We start from the raw sequence: 20654 nt of genomic DNA on the forward strand, positions 1-20654 counted from the left end.
ATTACCAAACAATACTCGAAAGAACGTCTACGTACGGTGTATCTTGATGTTTCTTTGCCATTTTCATAACCTTGTTATCCGAATTGGCCATTTTTTTAATTTCTGTTAAATCCAAGTCTCTTGCAAGGCAGCTAGCAATGAAATTTCTTTCAAAATCTTCTGTGGTAAGTTCAAACGGAGTGAAAATTCGGTATGGCAGTTGGACACTAATAGGTCTTTCAACTTTGCCACCGAACTGCAGTGAAATTTCTTCAGATGCAAAAAGAGCAGCGATTACAGGTCTTCTCATTTGAAGATAGTAAGAAATTGCCTTTGATACACGAGGAGGTAGAGAAAAGATTCGTTCTTCTTCCTTGTCTTTCCCTCTTCCTTTTCTTCCTCTGACTTTTAGCGTGTTGGCATCTGCATCAAAATCATCAATCTTAAGGTCTACAAGGTCGATATGAGTTAAACCGCAAGCGATAATCAAAAATCCCATCGCTCGTGTTCTGAGAGTTCTTACATACGCGCTTTTTTTTGCGCTTTTTGCTAGGATATGTTCCTGGCCTTCCCAGTCCAAACTTTTTTCCACGATATCTTCTTCCCAGGTTTCGATTATTTCTTCAATTTTGGAAGCAGTTATTTTGTTTTCAATGTGAGGATTTCTTATAATTGGATCTACTTTCGGTTTTTCATCTTCAGTCAGTCGACCCTGTTCAATCATAATTCTATATAAAGATTTTTTCGCTTGGACCATTACGCCTTGGCTAACTTCCTCCCCTGATTTTAGTAGAGGCTTCTTAGAAATTTTTGTTGCGTATTTCTCATACTCATCGATTACATTTAAATCAAAATTATCTCCAGTCCAACGTTCGCCTAGCGCATTATTTCTTAGGATTAAATACCAGAGAAACGGTTCAATTCGACCAATGATTGTTTTTTTGCTAGCTTCACTTGCACCCTGTGTAATTTCACGGATTGCAGGAGCGATATCTTCTTTCATTTCTTGGAATGTTCTCATGTTTTCGTACTTGAATATAGAAATCCATTCATTCCGTTCTTTACGTCCATTGATATTTACGTTTCGAGTCGGTCTCATACGCATGATTGCCGTAGTTTCATCACTTACACCACCGAGATCACCCGTAAAACTCAACCGTACAGCAGGTTCGTTCTTCAAGAAGTGGTAAATTGCACACATGTCTTTGTTTGTAATTTCATCATAGCCGCTGAAGCTGAGACGGTACATATGATCTTCTCTGCCTTTTCCCTGTTGAAAATAAACACGGATCTGGCTTCCGTCTTCCAGGCCAACAACATAATGAATAATTCCTTTTTCATCAACGCGCGCAGCGTTTACAATTTCAAGCTCCCCAACTCGAAATGTTTTACTCATTACTAATCCCCCCTTTTAGTAGATAAAGAATGTTACCGTATGTAATTTTCTTAACTATAGCTAGAAACGGAATTTAGGCAATTGAAAATCGTGAAATCTCTAAAATTACCCTGTAGTGATTGCAATAAGAAAAGTGAAAAGAAAACCGCCTGGTTTGGCGGTTAATCTTTTTTAACTCTTCTCCGTGAGATTTTTTCTGTAGATAAGGTAACATCTGATTGAACTTCTTGTTGTGTAGCTGGTTTTTGTTCTTCTTGTGCTACGAGAACAGGTGAAGATTTTATTTCAGGAGCAGATGCTACTTGCTGCTGTACAGGTGGTTGAACCCATTGTGTGGGAACATGAGCTACCTGAGACAATAATAATTCAATATATCTCCCCTTCTCTTCCAGCGCCCGTTCCTTTTCTGCAAGCAGACGTTGAATTTCAGGAAATCTATTTAATGCATCCGTAACATACCCAGGACCCTTTTGCTCTTTTATATATTGAAAAGCTTGAAATGCTTTTTTCTCTTCTTCATTTTTCCGCATAAGAACCGCTTCGATTAGCAATTCTTTTACAGCAGCTGTTTTGTTTTTTCCTTTTTGGAAGTACGCAGAGAACGCTTCGCGTTCCTCCTGCGTAACATCCTCTTCTTCAATGTTTAGGGCCATGGAGAGTACTTTATTTGTTTTTTTATCACTCATCGTAATCCCCCCTTACACTATTCCTGTAACCACTGGTCGAACTGAGCAATATTACGTCCGTCATACGTAGAATTACCCTTTTCTATCGCTTTGCGAATCTCTAAAACGGCACGACGCTTAATTCTCTTGAAATAACCCATTACGTTACTCATTTGCGGAGCCGACATTACGTGGATATCATTGTCAGTCAGCATGAAGACATTTTTAAATTCATCTTTGAAAATCTCACTGTTTGCTGTTCCGCCTGTCAGGATGATATAGTCTGCACGATCAAGGTCAAATTTAGAACTCACAAAACCTTCCATACGGAATAACATTTGGCCAATCGCTTTTGTGATTTCTTCTGTGAAATCTACTTCTTTTCTTCCATCTTTCACTTTTGTACTTCCGTTACGGTAGGCTTTTTCGTACTCTTGAGGTTCGAAAGTAATTCCTTTCTTTTCTGTCACCTCTTTTGCTACTTCAGCATAGACAGTCAGCATTGCATCTTCAGTAGAATCAATTCCATCCCGTTGGATCATACCGTTTCGAATAAACGAGAAGTCGTTTGTTCCGCTTCCGCAGTCAAATACTAGAACGTTGGATTGCATAAGGTCTTCATTCTCTTCAACACCTAGACCGTTGTACAAAGCATTGTACAGCGTTCCCATCGGCTGGTTCGTAATGTAAAGGTCGACGATTTTTACGGTTTTTCTATCGCCATTCACGATGACTGTGAATTCACCATCGTTTTCCATGATTACATCGTAAAGGTCTTGTTCATGCTTTGATGCCTCTGCATCTGTTGACGCTTCTTTGTTCGGAACCCCAGTTTGGCCATAAATATAGAAAGTTTCATCTACCCCTTTTTTCAAAGGTAATAGTTTTACAATGCCGATTTGTGTAGCGTACTTATAGGCAGCACGCTGGTAACGTTTTGATTTTGAATATGTGAGAACTTTATTTTTTGCCGTCGGCACATCCATCCAAATGTATTCCGTTTTTGTCGGATCTGATTCACAGATGTATACGTCTGGTGCCTGAGCTAACTTTTCCCCTTTATAATCTGAATACAACAACAGATAATTCGGTAATGCAAGCGGCTTTGAAAAATCGCTCATACCCTTAAAGTACCCGTTACCCAGATCCCAAGCCAATACATACGGACTTACCACATTTTGAATCGTTGTCATTTTATCTCCCCCTTTTCACTTTTAACCCATTTGAGTGCCCTAATTTACCAGGACAAGCTCATTTTTCCCTATTATACTATGAATTTCTATTATTTGCATATTAAAATCTACTTTTTTGATGTGTTTTTCGTGTGATTTTTATGTTGTATTTATATTGTTATTCTATTGTTCGTCCGTTCCTTCTTTTTCTTAACATAATTTTTATGTTTTTTTATGTGATAATTATGTGATATTTATATGGATTTCATATGTAAATAATTCGGAAATAATATAAAATCTCCTCCAAGAAATAGAAAAATAATTTAGAAACATAGAAATGATGTGTTTTTCATGTGCTTTTTATATGTTTTCAATGTAATACAAATATAAAAGACAGATAAAATTGAAAAAATGATAAAACTCAAAAACGATTTCTGTAGTGATTGCAAGGAAATTGTGCTCAAATCTAGCATATAGGTGTGATATACATAAGATTTAACTATCGAAATACATCGAAGATGGATAACGAATATAGCAAACATGGATAAAAGGTAGATGGAAGAACGCCTGTTTTCGTTGTTATATCTAGATTTTTTTAATAGAATATAAATCAAACGATAGGTGAAAGATGGAAAAGGCATAGATTGATACTAGATTAAAAGTATATAACGCTTAATTCATAACCCACCTTTTACATAGAAAAAAGAAAAGTTTTATCCACTTTAACCGAAAAAATAAGAGAAACAGGAATGAGAGGAGGAATTAACGTGAAAGTGCACATCAACGATGTGGCAAACCAGTTGAATATCTCGTATACACGGATTCGGAACTGGAAAAATGAAGGCCTTGTTCCTTTCATCATGGACAACAAGAAGATTTATTTTGACGAGGAAGGAATCGAAAGAATCAAAGAGGTCAAACGTATCTACGATGAACACGAGGAAAAAAATGCAAAAACGGGCAGCCAGGTGAAGCTGACTTACCATGAAATAAGAGAAATGCTCGACATTGAAGCTCCAGTGCCCGTTGAAGAGAAAGAACCGACGGGTCGTGTAAATATTTCTTCGCAAGTTTCTTATCAAGAAAGACATTCAGAAGAAGCTCAAGAACACCAGATCCTTCGTCTGCTATTAGAGGAACGGGAAGCCTCAAAACTTCAGTCGAAATCACTTTCTGTTGCATTAGAGAAAGTAGATTTAATTGAAAAAGGTCAAAATCAAGTGGTTTTATCAAGTACAGAGTTGACCGAACTAGGAAAAAAAACCATTCAACAACTTATGAAGCAGGAACAAGAAATTTCTAATCAATTTCAGTTGTTACTGAATTCCGATGAGAGAAGAAATCGTCTACAAGATGAGCAGACGGAAGTCATCCGTTCTGTACTTGTACAAAATGAAACAATAAACGAAGGTGCCGAGAAGATTATTCTTTCCCAAGAGCAACTCAGCAGTGCGGTACAAATGATGTTAACAAGGCTTGCAGAAAAAGAAGAGCAGGAAAAGCGGGAAAATCAACTTCTTCTTGAAACAAATGAGCTAAAACAACAGCTGCAGGCGGAACGGGAAGCACGCCTGGTAGCTGAAAATGAAGCGAATTCAGCTAAATTGCAACTAGCAGCTGCAAATACCTTGGCTGAAGAAAAGGTTCATTCCATCGAAGCACAAAAGCAGCTGGTTGAAAAAACAGCAGCAGAGAAACAAAAAAATCCTGGAAGAACAAATAAAGAAACTTCAAGAGCAGGTAACTTCTTTGCAAAATGATAAAGAACATGAACGAAAAATGAATGTAGCTTCTCAGCGTTTATTGCAATTAGAACGAGAACTAAAAGAAAAAGAGATTGCAGCTGCCGTCGAAGAAGCAAAACCAACGGGTCTTTTCGGCCGCATATTCGGTAAATAAACGTCGTTTATCTAAAACGGCGTTTTTTCTATGCTTTATGTACCTAAAATACAGCCGTAATTTGCCTTATTTTCGATTTTTATCATAACTACGGTATAAAATGTCACGTAAAAATCCCAAAAAACCGTTTTTCGCCTATTTTGACGTTTATCGTTTTTTCAGGAAAACCGTTTGCAATCACTACAGAAGAACTTGAAATGTATCTCTTTTTCACCTGCAAGGTACATAAAAAAAGACGCTCTATACGGAGCGCCTTTCCTCTTTTCGTTCATTACGATTGCTTTTTCGTGCTGCTTCCTTCACTTCTTCCGTTAGGTAAACGTCCGTTATGCTTTCCCTCGAGTGGCCCAATAGCAAACTAACATAAATTTTCCCCGTTTGAGTGGTCGTCCTCTCTCTCAAAGGGAGTAGGTCATCGTCAGAAGGGTGATATCTTTCTCTTCTGCTTCCTCCTGGAGAGCTTGATTCTTCTTCACTCGGTCCCGATTCATTCGATTCAGGTCATTTGCTAATCGGCGTCGGAATTGTTCCGCATCAATCTGCAAATCCATCCACTGTTCAATTAAACTCTCAGCAAATTCTTTATTTCGAAGGGCAAACAAACGGGTAAACATCATGTGCGCAAAGGCCTTTCTCAGCGAATGAAAGGTAAAACGTTGATGAATGATACCATCCCTCTCAAAAATGGCTTTTTTAGGCGTTTTTGAGAGAATATTGACTCGTTTTTCCTTTGTTTTTGTATTTAATTTGCTACGAACTTTAAATACAACGGGTTTTTGTCCACCGACATTTGCTCGATTTGCCGCTTTTGCAATGGCTGTCTCGATGTATTTCATTTCTGAAGTCACATTTAAACGCTCGATTACTTGTTTTCCATTTCGATTTACATATTGATAGATGCCGAAGAGGGGAGTGGCTACGTATGCATTCTTTTCTGTATTAAACGGGATATTGAGTGAATCAATGCGGTTCTCAAGCAGATACATCGCCTTTCTGAAAAGTGGGACTACCCGTGTAAGTTTCCCTTTGTCACGATAAAACACAGCGGTGCCATGTAAATCAAAAAACGAATCTTCTTCACATTCATCTGGAGTATCATAAAATTCGATATCATTTGCGGTAAGTTTGAGACTGGCCTGGATCCTGCCTCCCGTAAGTAAAGCGAAGGTGGCCAAATCAATGACGGTTTGTTTATTGCGAGCTTCAAGCGCATCATCTTCAATAGTAGGCTGAGGCAGTGCCTCAATGACCTTCATCGCGGTTTCATAATCCGCTGCCATGGCTCGAATTAATGCTTGAGAACGTTGCACACCGACAGCTTCTAGTAACTCCAAAACGTAACTTTTTTGAAAAACGGAGCATTTACCGTACTCCTGGACACCTTTTCCACGCCAAATCTTCATCACGGATTTTACATACGCAGAAAAACTGGTCAGAGAATGAACCATCCACTTTATATAATTAGCAGAAATAGGCTTTCCACGGTACTTTTCTCGTATTTGTTCCTTTTCTTCAAAGGTGAGTTCCACTCCCATTTTTGCTTCCGTCATTTCCACCATGTATTCAGACATGGTATCAAGCTCTGATACAACAAAACTCATGTCACGGGAGAAGAATCGTTCTATAAGTAAATCAAGATAAGCATAGGAAAAAAACTCCTTCCATCTCAATGGATGGACCATACCGCGGATTTCATATTCAGGGACTTGTTCGGATAGAGGTTTTTCTGCATTTCTAGCGATTAAAACGGGGATATATTGCGTGGCAAGCCAACGGGTATAGGTTAGGGTTCGATTCATTTCTGATTGAAACGTAGCGGCATTTTTACGCGCTTTCTTTATACGAAATCCGCTGGTTCTTGCTTTGTTAAAAATATCTACAATAAAATCCTCTGCTTCAATCCATTCAGCGTATTTCTTATAATCATTTTTGGTATCGCGGGTGAACTCACGGCTGTTTTTTTTGGTTCTCAGCAGTTCTTTCTTTTCTTTCTTTTTTCTTTTTTTTTCTTTTTTTTTCTTTTTTATGAACATTAGATTCTGCAGCTGGTCTTTTTAACGGCAATGCTGCTTGTTCTAATTCTTTAGTAGAGGGAAAAATGCCAGGATCCAATAGATATTCCTCTCCCGTTTGCATTTCGGCCCACCAGGTGATTGTATCGTAGCGGCCGAAATGGAGATTATTTAGAAGAGTATTGGCTTCAATGGACATTTTTTCTGCTCGCACATCTGGGAAAATCTTTCGAATACGCTCTACAATATGGGTTCGGTCGGCATTATCTTCAACTTTTGCCATGATGTACAGACAAACCTTATACAACAGCATCCTTTTTGTGAACTGCAGCTTATGATTGGGAAATTCCAATCGCATTTGTTGCACGGTATCTTCGATTTCGATGAGGCTTTTATTGCCTTTTTTGTTTTTTCATGGCCTTTCCAACGTTCATTGGATAAGGCTTTGCTGTCGTAGAATTCCTTTGAAAACTCATATTTCAATGTGTATCACCTCTATTCATCCAATTGTACTCTGTATACTGAAAAACGGTAGAAACACAAGGATTTTATACACTTTCGCGGGTATAATGGAAGTAAGATTTAGTTTCGGAGGTGTTCATATGGGAGGCGTTTTTCAAAAGTTTGAACAAGAAATGTATCAAAAAGCACGCGAAGAAGGTTTTCGTGAAGGAATCAACCTTATATCTCGTGTCGTAGTGCTCCTTCAAAATGGCACAGAAACCGCAGAAATCGTTGAAAAAACAGGATTATCCGAGGAACAAATCGAGAAAATCAAGGGTGCACTATTTCGTATAGTATGAATGGATGCAATCGGTTGGATTTTAGGTACTCTTAGAATTAAAACCCGAAGTACAAAAATACTGTGTAGTGATCGCAAAAAAGTTCGAGGATAAAATCGGTCTCTAGAGGGGAGTGCTGCTCCCTCCTTTTTTTAGGGGGTGCATTTTGTCCGACATGTATTATAAAGAAAAATAAAATCGAACCACTGGAGCAAATCCGCTGATTTTTTATTTTAGGGTTCAAAACCAGCGCCGCGAATAGCGGCGCTTTTTTAGTCCTCCTTTCTGTAATGGGTTTGTTTTGCTGCTCGATCTATTAAACGTGTCACTTTATTTTCATATTCATATAACTGCGTTTTCATTAACTTTGAGCGTAAGTAGGTTGTTTCTTGGTTCAGCCTCTTTTCGATATCTGATACTTGCTGTTTCAGTTGCTGTACTTCTTGGATTAAAAACCACATATTTTCGTCATGCGGTTCCACTTACACCACCTCCAAATTTACTATTTATCAGAAACATATGTTCCTATTTTACCCCTTTTGTAAGCAATATACCAGCAGGGATTTTGTCGTGATTGCATACTCAGTAGTGATTGCAATCAAGGTTTCTTTACTGACAAAACAACCATTTCGTCCGTTTAGATAAAGCCGTTATAATTTAATTAATTCGATGGAAGGGGATAGAACAATGAGGCTAGGTTATTGTTCAAAAGAGTGGTCAAAGCATCATTTCGAATTGCCAAATGGGGTCGATTTGACGAAATTATTAACCGAAGAACTTTACGGACTCTACTTAGCTGGAATCATATCCGAACGTAGATTTAAAGAAATCCTCGGTATTGATGAAAACGAGTTTGATGATATGACGAAAAAAGTCTTTGAAACGATGGAACAATACGTCCCAAAACGGGACGATGACATTGAAATTGAATTCTGGTGATTCTCAAAACCCAAAAGGAAGGCTATTGCCGACCCTTTGGGTTTTTGCGTAATTTTTTTATAATACTTATCACTTTTTCACCAAGTTGTTTGGACTCAGCTGCGTCTAGCATGAAGTTCATTACATCTATCGCATTCACAACATCCATGTCATCAAACAATACGGATTGATCTGGTACACCTTGAGCAAGACAATGCAACGACCAGGCAAATTTCCCAATTTGAATAGCTGCTGCTTGTACCTCCTTTCTTTTAAAAAATTTTACAACGACGGGTACAATGTTATTTGCTTTCATATCTTGTCTCCTTTGCGCCTAAGCGCCATAATTTGGTCATTCATAATGAATATTGAAGGCGTAATAAAACCCAATAGAGTAAGCCGCCTCTAGGGCGGCTTACATGGATGAAACATGAGAAATATAGCGAGTCATCTCCTTTCTGTTTTTGGACATAACAAAAGCCCGTAGGCCAATGCCACGGGCTTCTTTACTGCAGCGTGATGAACCATCCTAGCTTTTGTTGCTTATACCGTCCCTATTACTTATGGCAAATCCAAATGAAAATGTACGGGCGGTATTTTTGTTCTCATATATAAAAACAACAAAAACGGTGATTAAAAGGTTCAAACGTGAAAGTTTTTAAAAAGAATTGATATACTGGATGTAATAATATGAAATCAGAGGTGTTCTCTTTGTCTGAACGGAAAAATATAAAACTGGAACGTGTTACAACACGTAAAAAACCACGGGTGGATTTGTCTAAGTCAGTTACGGAACAGATTAAAACCAACAAGGTTAAAACCCCTTCTGGTATGTCCCTTCTCGATTTTTATTACCACAGCAAATAAGCACGTTCCTGTTGAGGAAGGTGCTTTATTCATAAACAAAAATTTAACGAAATTATTTTTTATTTCTGCGGTTGCAATCACTACAGAAACGGTTTTGTCCCGCCGCCTATTTTTCATCTCCTCCGCTTTAGCCCATACCTCCGCCACTGTCTATGTATATTTTGAAACATTAGGAGAGAAAAAGAACTTCAAGGACGGTGTTAAGATGAATAACGATAAAACCTTTCGGCCTACTGTACTCGAACGTCTAGAAAACTCTACGGGAACAACTTCTAAAATCCTCCGTTGTTTAGATTGCAACGCAGAATTCCAATTTACAGAGTTTGACCACTTTTGTTATGAACGTACAGGGTCCAGTGAATTTAAACGTTGTTTACGATGTAGGGACCTGCGGTATTTAAAAGAAGCTGGATTTTTTTGACCCTTACTGTGCCCGAGCCGCCCAGAAAAGCATAGAAATAGTTTAACGATAGGTGCCCTTACCATGGCCATCCTTATCGATAACATATATCTATCGTAGCCGCCCTTGGCGGTATTTTTTATACCGAAAAGTACTCTTATCGTTTGTGTCCTAAAGCGGCTCCTCCTCGTGTTTTTCCAAATGGATCTTAACGTTTCGCTGTACCGCACGCTCAAGAGCTCCAGCGACATGTGAACTCCTCGTTTTTTCCAAATGGTTTCGATAACAACAAGGAAAATAAGGATTTACACGATAGATCCTCCTTCCCGATTCACATACGCGATTCCACTTTGTTTTTACAATTGGATACGATGTAACGATTTACAATTTGATTTACAACAAATGAACACACGCTGGATTTTCTTTTCCGATTTACACATTTGATTCACAAAAAGGATTTACACGTTGGTTTTTTCCGTCCAGAGGCGGCTATCAAATTAAAAGCGTTAAAACTCCTTATGGGTTCTAAGGGCTGCTCTTCCTTGTATTTCTTGATGGGTCTAATCGTTATCGCTGTACCGCTACGCCCAGAACCTCAGCGATTTGTGCTTTCTTCGTTTTTTTCTATTTGTTTTCGGAAAGAACAGGGAAAACATCGCTGATTCACAAAGAAGTGCAGCTTTCAGCTGCACGAGTGGGAACGAGAAAGATTTACACGTTGGATTTTTCTTTACCGATAACATCTAGATTCAGGCCGATTTTACACAAAATGCGCGGTTTCTGATTCACGCTGGGCTTTACACAAGGCTTTAACAGCATATGTATTCTACGTTCTAGGATTAAAATCGCCGAATCCATGAGGAGCCATTTTGATTTACACAGAGCGGGACGCTGATTTACACCAGGCTTCAACAAACCGATTCACACTTTTTAGCCGCCCTTGGGCGGCACATAAAACATATCGTTCTGTACTTTTATGGTTTCATTTTTTTGAAGACAAATGGAAAAATAAGGATTTACAAAGTATTTTCTTTTTTCGATTCCACATTTTGAACCAAACAGGGAAAACAAATCGATAGGGTTTTTACCGTTATTGGAATAATAACGGTGATATCACGGCGATTTCATCTTGTTTTACACAATGCAGGCGGGACACTTGTTTTGGACGGAGATAAACCCTTATCGATATTTACTTTAACGGACAACTACTTTTGGTGATGCGTTGATACACTGACAGGTTTCTATATTTACAGCGTTTTACACTTACACGATTACGTGATGAAACCATTTCGTCTTCGTTTATTTATAGGGTGGCGGGACTCCGTCGTGCTTTTTTGCTACGTTGCAGGGTTTAAACGATGAAAAGATTCAACGTTGGTGGGTAGATGGGTGGGAATGAATACTTTATGGTTAAAACAAATTAAAACAGACAAGAACATACGGTGGTTTGTTCTCGTTTGTAACATTTATTGGAATCTACATCTATATCGTTAATCGATACACTTTTCGTTTTTTACATACTTATCGTTATTTTATCCACTCCTGGAGCGGGACACTGCCGTGATATCCTTAACGTTTAAATCTATTTAGACGTTCTAGTCCAATACGGTTTGCAGGAAAAGTACCCTTATCGTTCTTTTTTTTCATAACGGGAGCGGGACACTCCTTGTTCTTTCCCCATTCTTTTCTTTGTTGGTTCAGGACCATGCAGCTGTTTTTTTTCGTCTTGGGTCCAGGACGTGATTATCTGTATCGCTCTTCCTTGTGTATTCAAAATTTTTCCATGTTTTTTTCTCGTTACCGCTTCAAAACCCAAACGAGAAGAACATGGCTCCATCCTTCGTGTTTTCCCACTTTTTTTCTTTGTGGGGTCTCGTCCCCTTTTCTTCGTGACCGTATCTCCTTCCGTTCGTGATGAATCAATTTCTCCAACGTTTCATCCCCTTGCGTTTGTGATGATACCGCAGGGGCGGTGGTAGGGGAAATATAATCGGATCTTACAGCGACAAGAGATTTCGACGTTTACGTTTCTCCCACTTGCGGTTCGTGATGGTTATCGTTTTCTTTAACGATATAGGTATTTACTGTTGGAATTAAAAACGGGGGATACACTTTTTGTTGAAACGGGAGCGGGACTCTTCGTTGGGGATTGGTACGGTGGGTGGATGAAGCTGCTGGTCTTGGGGTGAATCAGCGTTTGGGGTCCCTGTGGGTCTGATTATCGCAGCTGGGAGCGGGAGCTAGGTGGTATCGTCGTGGGGATTCAAGGAGTGGGTACATATCGTGCGTGAGCCTTGTGGTGCTAAGTGTAAATCGAAAAAAAAAGCCACATCGTCGCGGTTTCTGTTGGTTTTTCCCATTTGTTTCTAGTACATATTGTTTCTTCGTTTACTTCCGTTTTGGGTCAGGACCATTACGTTTTTAATTTCCAGGCGGAATGAACTAATACGTTTTAGAGCTTAATGCTCTCCCACTTTTCTTCTTTGTTGTTTTGCAAAGAACGGACTTTCAGTTTTCTCTTTGTGGGGTCGGAAAAGATAACGTTTTTGGTGTAAAACGATAAGGGCATCCGTACGGTAAGGTGTCTTTAACGTGGTCTTTTTGTTCTTCTTCTTTTCTTCACGGCAAAAGACGACCCTGCTATGCCGTGCCTCTTCAAAAAATTTTAACCTTAAAAATAAAGATCAAAAGATCTATATAAAAGATTAAAACCTTCCCTCTAATGAAAAGAGACAAACCCAGAACATAGCCGCCGAAGATATACAAACATTCGCTGAAATTCACATGTGCACGGATTTTCTACTCGCATAAACCACTCATCACCTTTCGCATCGGTGGAATTGATTTATTGTCGATGGAAAGTGCGTGGATATCTATATGAAAGGAATTATTCCTATTTTTCGATTTATGAAATGGTTACGCGGTACAAAACATGAGGTTTCTTCAACACTCACCCTCCATAGCGATTCGCTCTTACGAGCTATATTCTATGAAAGCAATGGCCTTCGTGACGCCCGACCTTGGCGTTGTCACATTTTGCTTTATATACAAACAAAATGATCTCTTTGGGACGGAGCTATTCCGTCGAGTATTCAGCGCAATCTTTGCATTTCATCGTACGAGGACGTTTGAAATACAGTTTTTCTTACGGGTGTTACCTTTTGAAGCGTTTGTTGCAGGTAAATCTTTGTTTCATCACACGCCTTTCTGTTTTATTTTCAATGAATTTGATGTAAAAGCATGCGTCATACAAGGTTCGAAGCAATTTAAAGAGCCTATGTAAGGATTCTGATTGCATCGATGGGCGTTGTACTGTCGGATGTATTCAAAACTATTTAATCTAGGTAAAGCTGTTTGATACAAGTCTTGCATAGAGTGTTCTCAAGAAGAGACCTCCTTTCATGTAATGTGTTTTTATTACTTTTAACCTCGAAGTTAAAAGATGGATACTACAACGCCTCGAAGCGAAAAAATGTAGTATTTAAAGAAAATTTACACTCTTATTATAAACGAAATGGAAAATAAAGGTGAAAAAAGCCGATTTTTTTCACACAAAAAAAAATTTTGTGCTTGTCTATTTTTTTAATTTTTAATTTCCAAATTTTATTATATAAAAATAATTTATGGTATATTCAGGAAAAGGGGTGATAGTTTATGAATCAACAAGGTGAATTAGAAGAAAAAACAACAGAAAACAAGCCCGAAAATGCTGTTATTATTCACGATCAGGTCGGATCTGTTCTTTACAAGTACATTCAAGATATGAACGAATCTATTGATTTTTCTAAACTAGAAAAAGCCATTGAACGGGCAAAAAACATGCCAAAATTGATTGTTGAATACGATACAAACCTTCCGAATGCAGTTCAGTACGGTGACATGTCATATGAAATGATAAAAGACTATATAAAAACAGCAAAATACCTCAAACAAGGTCGTATTGTTCTCCCCTATCATTCAGATAGAGATATGTTAAACGCTTCATATTCGGCCTTAGAAAAGGCTCTAAACGAGGCTGGGTTTCAACATAAACTCAACCGAAATGGCCGTTTTAGTAGCAGTATGAAGAAGCTTACTGCAGAAGTCATCGAGGAAGGTTTAGGTATGTATACCGTTGAGGTTCAAATCGGAGATGACAAAATTATTAATAATGATATGCGATATGAAAGTTTCCGTGCTGACCGCCAGGCTTCGATGAAAACAGAAGAAACGAATGGCCGCGAAAGAAAGGAACCGATAAAATTTTGGTTTGTTTATTTGGACCAGGCAGAAGAACCTTACTGGCTTTCAACGACAAAAGATTCTGAGGAATGGACTCAAAGGCAAAATGATCTTCAAGCGAACAATACAATTATGAAGCAAGCAGAGCTCCGCTATCTTCCCCTGCTGCAAGCATTCCAAAAGTGGAATTCAAAAGATACATATCAAGGGTTAAACGAATTTTATATGGTAGCAAAAGCTTTCCTCGAAATCAGTGCCTATATGATTGATATCCTCCTCATACAAAGCAGACTGACAGTCGAGCAGTATCAAAAAATACAGTACTCTTTAACCGAACAACAAGTTTTAAACGATATTGCTGTTTCTCGTATTCAACCCCATCTTAAAGAGAACCCTCATGGTAATCCACGAACGATCAGCCAATTAAAAAGCGAAGGAATCTATGAAAATCCTTTCGCGCATCGAAACTATACAGGATTCAAAGACATCGATTCTTATGAAATTTGGCCAAGAATTCGTATGAGTAACAAAATCCTTACACCTCGTCCGTTTGAAAAACCTTTGGATAGCTTTCCTAAAACTGAAACGGAAGCTCTTAAAGGTTATCTAGGGATTGATCTTACTAAAAAAGAGCTATTTCCTACCCTTGCAGAAGCATATCGACTGATTTCTCTTCGAGAGCAAGCTGTAAAAATGTCGGATGAACAAGCAGCTGTAGAACAAATCATTCAAGGATGTATAGCCATTCGGGAGAAAGCGAAAATAGAAGCAGAAGTAAGGAAGGAACAGGAAACTCTTATGACGCAATACCAACAACTCTGAATTATAAGTCAGAGTTTTTTTTCATTACAAAAGGTGTCACCGAAAAGTGACACCTTTTGTTTTGTTTCCTTATAGGTACGATAAAAACTTTGACGGTCTTTTTCTTTTAGTTGATTTTGTGCTTCCTGTTTCAATTCCTCATAGGTACAATATAAACTACACATTGGAGGTGATAAAAATGGCGAAGAGAAAAGAGTTTCAATTCCTCATAGGTACTATACAAACCTTTAAAACGGTCGTATATGCAGCTTTTATTATTATGTTTCAATTCCTCATAGGTACAATACAAACCCACTCCAAAAGCGTAATATCAACGTTTTCATTTTCACATTAAATATAACAAAATAAGGAAAAAACCACAATATTGGCATGAATGCTGATTTTCGTTTGTCGTCGATCTCCCAGGAATTTGACATTACTCCCGATTGACGACACTTTTCAGCATCAAAAACACCAAGTCTCCCCTCCTCTTCCCCTATCCACTGCAAAATATCACTTATCGAATGTTATGTGATATTACATCCGTTTTTAAATGTTTATTTCGATATCTAAAATGATATCTATCCGTTTTTGTCCCTTTACATTCCTTATTGAATCAAGAGAATAAAACTACTTTAACTTACTCTTCTGGTGAATTTTGTTTCGGAATAGTTATTATTGAGAAATTTTGTAATCCAGCTGCATAATTTTCTCAACTCAGGACTTTTCATCCATCCCTTTTTAGTCGTAAAATAAGAACATATATTCGAAAAAAGGGAGGGTTATGAATGATAAATGATAGAGGAAATATCAAATGGCAAGGATTTTTTCTCCCTGAGCATAAGGAAATGCTTGCTCAGCTGCACGAGGAACAGTTTGATGTAGAAAAACCTGAACTCGATGAGCAAAAACTACTCGAAATGAGTCAGCAAATTGCTGAGGCTATTCAGGAACATAACCAAATAGCAATTACATACCACAAAGCAAAACGATATCACTCCGTTACTGGTGTGGTTGAAAAAGCGGATGGATTCGCTCAAACGCTGCACATAAGAACTAACGACGGGGATTTGGTTCACCTTCCCCTATCTTCCATCACCGACATAGTTTGATAGAACGGCCGCCGTTCCCTGGCGGTTTTGTTTTGTTCCAATTTTGATTGCAATCACTACAGAATATTTTAAAAAAAATAAATCACTTGTTTTTATTTGTTCTCTATCGCTTGCTAGCAGGAAAAGAGACAAGAAGGTAGTAAGTTTAACTACAGAAACAAGTTGAGGAGGGAATGAATTGAGTACGGACATAGCCGCGGAATTTATATTTGAAGAAAGGAACCTTTCAAAAGAGGATTTTGACTATGAAATTTTTTTCGACCACTGTTTCGATCTTCGACTCAAGGTTAGTTCTAATTACTTCACCGATGATGAACTAGAGAAATACAACAAAAAGAACTCCTTCCTCAATCTAATCTCACGAAACGACACGGGATATGTCAGTTTTAAACCTCCAATTTACCCCTACACCATGATATTTGACCAGTTCTTGACCTATTTTGAAGAAGAGGTACGGGCCTTTGCAAAATCGATTAAAGTTACGGAAAAAGTCATGAATGGTGTTCTAATGAATAACCCTGACGCCAGAACATTGACCATCGATGATATCGATCAGAAACTAGGCGACATTATCGACATGTACTCTCAAATCGTTGAAATCGACGAGTTTAATCCAGCTGGACCTATGATTAGAAAAAAGACAATGGGAATCATTTTTGATGCCGAAAATGCGGAATCATTCCTCATGCTGGATTTTAAATGGGAAGGGTTAGAAAAACTTAGCAATAATCAACCATTCACAAAAAATGACGTTGAATTTTTTTTGTCAGACGGCATCGAGAAAAGAATGAATTCTATTAATAACTACAAGTTAAGCCTCTTCCCTGAAGCGGAAGCCTACTTTTATGAACGTATGAACGAATACCTCCCTCGTTTTAAAGAGGAATACGCTAAATACCGCTTAGAAATATTGTTCGACCAAGAAAAAAAACGGAAATCCACTTGATTTTCAACGGAAAATAGCTATATTGAAAGTACCCTAGTGGGTAAAGAATGTTTGGCTACGCGTCTCCCCAAATTCGCGTAGCCTTTTACGTAGAAGGAGGTTTTATAAATGAAACCAGTTAGAGATACCTTCGAAGAAAGAAAAGCGTTTATTATTGAATACCTGATTAAACAAGTGGATTTATCAAGCGAAACCATAAAAGCACTTCTGAAAATAGAGCCGATCCCTTTTCAAAACAATTTGCCGCTTACAGATCAAAATATGCTACGGTTAAAAGATTGTAAAAAAGAAGAAGAGGTTAAGACTGTTTTAAGTGAGGTATTTGCATTACAATCAGAATACGAATTCAGGAATGTAGAAAAGATGATACAAGGAATTAATTCTGCAAGTCGAGGTGTATTCAATCAATTAAACGCATTGATTTGGGAGTTTAAACGCTTCGAGAACCATCAATATCAAAAGGATATTTTTTTTCTGATAGAAAAATTGAAGGATAAAAAGAAAGAAATCAACGAAGGCATGGATATCGCTATCTCCTTTTTAGAAGAGTGGAAAAAACACGACGGTAAGCTTTAATTGTACCTATTTCGAAAAAAGGCGGAAACGACAGGATGGAAATAAAGAAAGTAGTGCTTTCAGAAGATGAAATGCTGACAAATGAAGTTGAATCCAAGATAAAAATGAAAATTGTTTATGCCAATAACGGCGAGATGTTCCTCGGCCATTATTCTGTCGTTTTCGACCGAATCGATAATCGGAAGAAAAGCGAAATGTTTGTTGTTCAATCCTACAATCGTTTAGTTAACTATTACGCAACAGATCAAACTGGAAGAAACGATGTTGATGAATTACCTGGTTTACGAAGCATGCTGGATCAGGCACTGAATCATGAAAGTGTCAGACTAAAGCTTCTGATGAATGGTTACTTTTTGGGGTAAAGAATGTTGAAGACCATACGACTCCCCGATTTCGTATGGTCTTTTTATTTTTAACTTATATTACACTACTTAATTGCCGCATTTTGGGCATTGTGTTCTTGCAGGAAAACGCAATTCACATGGTTTACAATAACGTGTATTTAAAAAATTTCCCCTTTTGAAGCTGAAGCTAGCGTCAGTGATTATCGAATGCAACTCTTTACGTGCTTTTTGGTCTCCCTCACTACTACCTAAAATATTTTTAATAACATCCAAAAATTTATGATTAGATAGGTCACTCTTCATGTCGTTAATCAGTTGAGCTACAGGTTGTCCTTTTACTACTCTGTATTCCGTTTCTCCTATCTTGAAGTTTCTTGAATGATGTTCATGAGGAATTAAGTGATCAAAGGACAGATAATCAGGCTTTGAATCATCGAGTGTTTGAAGAGGGATACCTGTGATCGCACAATGAATTATTTTATTTTTAGTTGCTTTTTTCAATTCGATAATCCAATAGGTTCGGTCTATAGCAGGCTGTTTCGATTTTTTATTCTTAGCGATATTAAGACAGTTATCACAGAGATCAAAATAGGATTGTGTAATACCAAAAGGATTATTAACCAAATCTTTTGGTTTATATTCTTGAGCGGCAGGTCCATCACAAATGTAGCAGATTTTCATAAGGAAGACTCCTCTCTTATCGTCTAATGCTGAAATCAACATTCATATCTTATAGAGCGTACTTTTAAAATACATTCATTTCGTAAAAACAACAAATACTGAGAAACATAAAATGATACAGGAGGGTTTTTATGTATCACGTGATGATAAAAGAAAACGAGGCTATCGTTTGTGAGGATCAGGACATAAATGAAAACAAAAAGAACGGATATCAGCTTTACAGCGGCAGTTCTTCCATTAAAAATGCGAATGAAATGGCAGAACGATTAAGAGAGAAAAATAAAGAAAGAGACTGAACTTCTATAGTTGAATTTTTTCTTTCGTTTTATTTAATTTTGCATTTATTCGATCGAAATGGTCCGCATGTTCATTGGATAGCTGTTCAATTTTCAACCTGATTCGTTCTTGTCCCTCCGCTACCTGCTGTATCTCCGATTTGATACCTTGTAGTTCTTTTTTTATTGCAGAAATCAGTTCTTCATTCATTCATTCATTCATATCCCCATTCCTCCCTCCCATTTTATCACGGTGGAATAAAACAAAAAGACCGAGAAGATTTCCTCTCGGCCTTTTTCTTTTACGGCGTACAGTTTGTTGGTGTAACTCCATTCGGTGCTCCAGATGAAGAGTTATCGCCATTTTCGATTTTCGGTCTTGCAGGAGGCTGATCAGGTGCTGTTCCTGCTGAAGTACTCGATGTTGAACATGTAGCTCCGCCAGCTGCGTAAGGATCCATTAACCATTTTGGCTGGGTCCAATTAAATTTCCACCAGTGATAATCCATACTGTGGTCATGGAAACATACGGTTTTTTCGGTTACAGCTGAGTTATAACTATCATGATTTTCAACGCATCGGTTTTTAATATTTTCGTTTGGTATGTAATTTCCACCAGAGATTAGAGTAGGCACCTTTTTCGGAGCATTTACAATATTACCGTTCTCATCCATCATTCTTTCTGGTGTTGTTGATTCCTGGTTGTCATTAGAGCCAGGTTCCGCACCGAGTGGGTCCTGAAGTTCTTGTGGAATTGGCGCAAACATATCAGAGATTTTTAGTCGTTTACCTTGCCATTCACCTGCATTGGTCGCGGTGTAATCATCCTTTTCATAGCGATAGAATTGAGTTTCTTTTGCGTAGAGACGGAATAAGTGGTAACCAGGATTTTTGAATTGAAGACGTTGTTCAACTGCAGGACGTTCTTTTGGATTTGGCGCAGCAGGATCTCCTCCAGCAGGTAAGTAGAAGAATACTTGACGGCATTTACGATCACCTGGTTTGTCTTTATAGTCCAAAATGTTTTCATCAAAACAATCTTTTGGAATGGTGTAGTCAACTTCGCCTGTTGCAAGTCTTGTTTGTTCAATGTTAGTGATCCCAGCTTTTGTTGCAACATCGCTGTTTCCTTTGGCCATTTCAAAGAACATCGGATCATACACATCGAAGTGGAAATTCACCTTTGTTGCGAAAAGTCGGCCACGATAAGCATAGTGATGATATCCATGAGGTCCAAGTCGGTACGGTCCTGTTAAAGATGTACTCTGACCGTCCTTAGATGGCCAATAGATGAAAGGACTTGGGTTCCCTATTTGTTTTACCAGAGGAGCTTTATCGCTTGTTGCAGGGCCAGATACGTCGCCCATACGATCTTTTGGTTCGATGAGAAGATAGGTTTGATTCAAACCTTCTCCAGAAACTTTGTGATATTGAGGAAATGGAACGGGGAAGAATCTGTACATGAAGTAGAAATACGTCCCTTGGCCACCTTCTACTTTTGTCGATGGATATTTCGGAACCATACCGTAACAAATTTTATCGATTTTCGTGCGTTTGCCTTCATCGAGAGGGACTTTTTTGATTGCATTAAATGTAATCTCTTCAGCT

22 protein-coding genes are annotated in these 20654 nt (G+C 38.2%); 12 read left to right on the forward strand and 10 right to left on the reverse strand.

Going from position 1 to position 20654, the window contains the following annotated elements; all coding sequences use genetic code 11:
- Position 1 precedes the first annotated feature (1 nt).
- The 3 genes from MBEAL2_RS18535 to MBEAL2_RS18545 all read right to left on the reverse strand — a co-directional run bounded on the left by MBEAL2_RS18535 (position 2) and on the right by MBEAL2_RS18545 (position 3233).
- On the reverse strand, positions 2-1375 hold the full coding sequence (locus MBEAL2_RS18535; RefSeq protein ID WP_047153762.1) for a site-specific integrase: 1374 nt from the start codon (positions 1373-1375) through the stop codon (positions 2-4).
- A 161-nt stretch (positions 1376-1536) separates the two neighbouring features.
- Positions 1537-2061: a hypothetical protein gene (locus tag MBEAL2_RS18540; RefSeq protein WP_047153763.1), complete on the reverse strand. Its 525-nt coding sequence runs from the start codon at positions 2059-2061 to the stop codon at positions 1537-1539.
- A gap of 17 nt (positions 2062-2078) precedes the next feature.
- Entirely contained in the window at positions 2079-3233 is a 1155-nt protein-coding gene (locus MBEAL2_RS18545; RefSeq protein WP_047153764.1) for a ParM/StbA family protein, read from the reverse strand.
- Positions 3234-3979: 746 nt separating this feature from the next.
- Here MBEAL2_RS18545 and MBEAL2_RS18550 point away from each other — a divergent pair.
- Together MBEAL2_RS18550 and MBEAL2_RS31905 are read left to right on the forward strand one after the other, a co-directional pair.
- The gene (locus MBEAL2_RS18550; RefSeq protein ID WP_047153765.1) at positions 3980-4972 is read left to right on the forward strand and encodes a MerR family transcriptional regulator; all 993 of its coding nucleotides are present in this window, start codon (positions 3980-3982) and stop codon (positions 4970-4972) included.
- On the forward strand, positions 4962-5111 hold the full coding sequence (locus MBEAL2_RS31905) for a hypothetical protein (protein ID WP_161798243.1): 150 nt from the start codon (positions 4962-4964) through the stop codon (positions 5109-5111). The genes MBEAL2_RS18550 and MBEAL2_RS31905 overlap by 11 nt, the downstream gene beginning before the upstream one ends.
- 398 nt (positions 5112-5509) lie before the next feature.
- Here the strand turns inward: MBEAL2_RS31905 and MBEAL2_RS18555 are convergent, their stop codons facing one another.
- Together MBEAL2_RS18555 and MBEAL2_RS18560 are read right to left on the reverse strand one after the other, a co-directional pair.
- On the reverse strand, positions 5510-7144 hold the full coding sequence (locus MBEAL2_RS18555) for a site-specific integrase (RefSeq protein ID WP_047153766.1): 1635 nt from the start codon (positions 7142-7144) through the stop codon (positions 5510-5512).
- Positions 7059-7406, reverse strand: coding sequence for a hypothetical protein (locus MBEAL2_RS18560; protein WP_152667846.1), 348 nt, complete (start codon positions 7404-7406; stop codon positions 7059-7061). Before MBEAL2_RS18560 ends, MBEAL2_RS18555 begins: the two co-directional genes overlap by 86 nt.
- Positions 7407-7725: 319 nt before the next feature.
- Between MBEAL2_RS18560 and MBEAL2_RS18565 the strand changes: the two genes are divergently transcribed.
- Positions 7726-7926, forward strand: coding sequence for a hypothetical protein (locus MBEAL2_RS18565; RefSeq protein ID WP_047153768.1), 201 nt, complete (start codon positions 7726-7728; stop codon positions 7924-7926).
- Between the two features lie 251 nt (positions 7927-8177).
- Here the strand turns inward: MBEAL2_RS18565 and MBEAL2_RS18570 are convergent, their stop codons facing one another.
- Positions 8178-8387 carry a hypothetical protein gene (locus MBEAL2_RS18570; protein ID WP_047153769.1) on the reverse strand — a complete coding sequence of 70 codons (210 nt, stop codon included), beginning with the start codon at positions 8385-8387 and terminating at the stop codon, positions 8178-8180.
- A gap of 205 nt (positions 8388-8592) precedes the next feature.
- Here MBEAL2_RS18570 and MBEAL2_RS18575 point away from each other — a divergent pair, with 205 nt between their 5' ends.
- The gene (locus MBEAL2_RS18575) at positions 8593-8844 is read left to right on the forward strand and encodes a hypothetical protein (RefSeq protein ID WP_047153770.1); all 252 of its coding nucleotides are present in this window, start codon (positions 8593-8595) and stop codon (positions 8842-8844) included.
- A gap of 22 nt (positions 8845-8866) precedes the next feature.
- Here the strand turns inward: MBEAL2_RS18575 and MBEAL2_RS18580 are convergent, their stop codons facing one another.
- Positions 8867-9139, reverse strand: a complete 273-nt coding sequence (locus MBEAL2_RS18580; protein WP_047153771.1) for a hypothetical protein — start codon at positions 9137-9139, stop codon at positions 8867-8869.
- A 374-nt stretch (positions 9140-9513) separates the two neighbouring features.
- Between MBEAL2_RS18580 and MBEAL2_RS31910 the strand changes: the two genes are divergently transcribed.
- The 7 genes from MBEAL2_RS31910 (at position 9514) to MBEAL2_RS18625 (ending at position 18108) form a co-directional block, all read left to right on the forward strand.
- Entirely contained in the window at positions 9514-9690 is a 177-nt protein-coding gene (locus MBEAL2_RS31910) for a hypothetical protein (RefSeq protein WP_161798244.1), read from the forward strand.
- Between the two features lie 3389 nt (positions 9691-13079).
- A complete protein-coding gene (locus MBEAL2_RS18600; protein ID WP_047153775.1) occupies positions 13080-13373 on the forward strand; it encodes a hypothetical protein in 294 nt (97 codons plus the stop codon).
- A 371-nt stretch (positions 13374-13744) separates the two neighbouring features.
- Positions 13745-15133 carry a hypothetical protein gene (locus MBEAL2_RS18605; protein ID WP_047153776.1) on the forward strand — a complete coding sequence of 463 codons (1389 nt, stop codon included), beginning with the start codon at positions 13745-13747 and terminating at the stop codon, positions 15131-15133.
- A 767-nt stretch (positions 15134-15900) separates the two neighbouring features.
- A complete protein-coding gene (locus MBEAL2_RS18610) occupies positions 15901-16224 on the forward strand; it encodes a YolD-like family protein (RefSeq protein ID WP_047153777.1) in 324 nt (107 codons plus the stop codon).
- Between the two features lie 178 nt (positions 16225-16402).
- Complete coding sequence (locus tag MBEAL2_RS18615; RefSeq protein WP_047153778.1) at positions 16403-17170, forward strand: hypothetical protein; 768 nt, start codon at positions 16403-16405, stop codon at positions 17168-17170.
- Between the two features lie 108 nt (positions 17171-17278).
- Positions 17279-17746, forward strand: coding sequence for a hypothetical protein (locus MBEAL2_RS18620; RefSeq protein WP_047153779.1), 468 nt, complete (start codon positions 17279-17281; stop codon positions 17744-17746).
- Between the two features lie 35 nt (positions 17747-17781).
- Positions 17782-18108 (forward strand): hypothetical protein, encoded by a 327-nt coding sequence (locus tag MBEAL2_RS18625; RefSeq protein ID WP_047153780.1) that lies wholly within the window; start codon positions 17782-17784, stop codon positions 18106-18108.
- Between the two features lie 69 nt (positions 18109-18177).
- On the opposite strand, the gene MBEAL2_RS18630 is transcribed toward MBEAL2_RS18625, so the two are convergent.
- Positions 18178-18771: a hypothetical protein gene (locus MBEAL2_RS18630; RefSeq protein WP_047153781.1), complete on the reverse strand. Its 594-nt coding sequence runs from the start codon at positions 18769-18771 to the stop codon at positions 18178-18180.
- 131 nt (positions 18772-18902) lie between these two features.
- On the opposite strand from MBEAL2_RS18630, the gene MBEAL2_RS31915 reads away from it, so the two are divergent.
- Positions 18903-19067, forward strand: a complete 165-nt coding sequence (locus MBEAL2_RS31915; RefSeq protein ID WP_161798245.1) for a hypothetical protein — start codon at positions 18903-18905, stop codon at positions 19065-19067.
- Positions 19068-19071: 4 nt separating this feature from the next.
- Here MBEAL2_RS31915 and MBEAL2_RS18635 read toward each other — a convergent pair whose 3' ends face one another.
- Together MBEAL2_RS18635 and MBEAL2_RS31920 are read right to left on the reverse strand one after the other, a co-directional pair.
- Positions 19072-19257 (reverse strand): hypothetical protein, encoded by a 186-nt coding sequence (locus MBEAL2_RS18635; RefSeq protein WP_047153782.1) that lies wholly within the window; start codon positions 19255-19257, stop codon positions 19072-19074.
- Between the two features lie 91 nt (positions 19258-19348).
- Positions 19349-20654, reverse strand: a 1306-nt coding sequence (locus MBEAL2_RS31920; protein WP_047153783.1) for a hypothetical protein, incomplete at its 5' end; no start/stop codon positions are given.

This window comes from Aneurinibacillus tyrosinisolvens, from assembly GCF_001015055.1.
Lineage (GTDB): Bacteria > Bacillota > Bacilli > Aneurinibacillales > Aneurinibacillaceae > Aneurinibacillus_A > Aneurinibacillus_A tyrosinisolvens.

Coding starts and splice junctions, on each gene's coding strand:
- MBEAL2_RS18535 (WP_047153762.1), bottom strand. CDS start 1,375: ATGAGTAAAACATTTCGAGTTGGGGAGCTTGAAATTGTAAACGCTGCG.
- MBEAL2_RS18540 (WP_047153763.1), bottom strand. CDS start 2,061: ATGAGTGATAAAAAAACAAATAAAGTACTCTCCATGGCCCTAAACATT.
- MBEAL2_RS18545 (WP_047153764.1), bottom strand. CDS start 3,233: ATGACAACGATTCAAAATGTGGTAAGTCCGTATGTATTGGCTTGGGAT.
- MBEAL2_RS18555 (WP_047153766.1), bottom strand. CDS start 7,144: ATGTTCATAAAAAAGAAAAAAAAAGAAAAAAAAAGAAAAAAGAAAGAA.
- MBEAL2_RS18560 (WP_152667846.1), bottom strand. CDS start 7,406: ATGGCAAAAGTTGAAGATAATGCCGACCGAACCCATATTGTAGAGCGT.
- MBEAL2_RS18565 (WP_047153768.1), top strand. CDS start 7,726: ATGGGAGGCGTTTTTCAAAAGTTTGAACAAGAAATGTATCAAAAAGCA.
- MBEAL2_RS18575 (WP_047153770.1), top strand. CDS start 8,593: ATGAGGCTAGGTTATTGTTCAAAAGAGTGGTCAAAGCATCATTTCGAA.
- MBEAL2_RS18580 (WP_047153771.1), bottom strand. CDS start 9,139: ATGAAAGCAAATAACATTGTACCCGTCGTTGTAAAATTTTTTAAAAGA.
- MBEAL2_RS31910 (WP_161798244.1), top strand. CDS start 9,514: ATGAAATCAGAGGTGTTCTCTTTGTCTGAACGGAAAAATATAAAACTG.
- MBEAL2_RS18600 (WP_047153775.1), top strand. CDS start 13,080: ATGAAAGCAATGGCCTTCGTGACGCCCGACCTTGGCGTTGTCACATTT.
- MBEAL2_RS18605 (WP_047153776.1), top strand. CDS start 13,745: ATGAATCAACAAGGTGAATTAGAAGAAAAAACAACAGAAAACAAGCCC.
- MBEAL2_RS18610 (WP_047153777.1), top strand. CDS start 15,901: ATGATAAATGATAGAGGAAATATCAAATGGCAAGGATTTTTTCTCCCT.
- MBEAL2_RS18620 (WP_047153779.1), top strand. CDS start 17,279: ATGAAACCAGTTAGAGATACCTTCGAAGAAAGAAAAGCGTTTATTATT.
- MBEAL2_RS18625 (WP_047153780.1), top strand. CDS start 17,782: ATGGAAATAAAGAAAGTAGTGCTTTCAGAAGATGAAATGCTGACAAAT.
- MBEAL2_RS18630 (WP_047153781.1), bottom strand. CDS start 18,771: ATGAAAATCTGCTACATTTGTGATGGACCTGCCGCTCAAGAATATAAA.
- MBEAL2_RS31915 (WP_161798245.1), top strand. CDS start 18,903: ATGTATCACGTGATGATAAAAGAAAACGAGGCTATCGTTTGTGAGGAT.
- MBEAL2_RS18635 (WP_047153782.1), bottom strand. CDS start 19,257: ATGAATGAAGAACTGATTTCTGCAATAAAAAAAGAACTACAAGGTATC.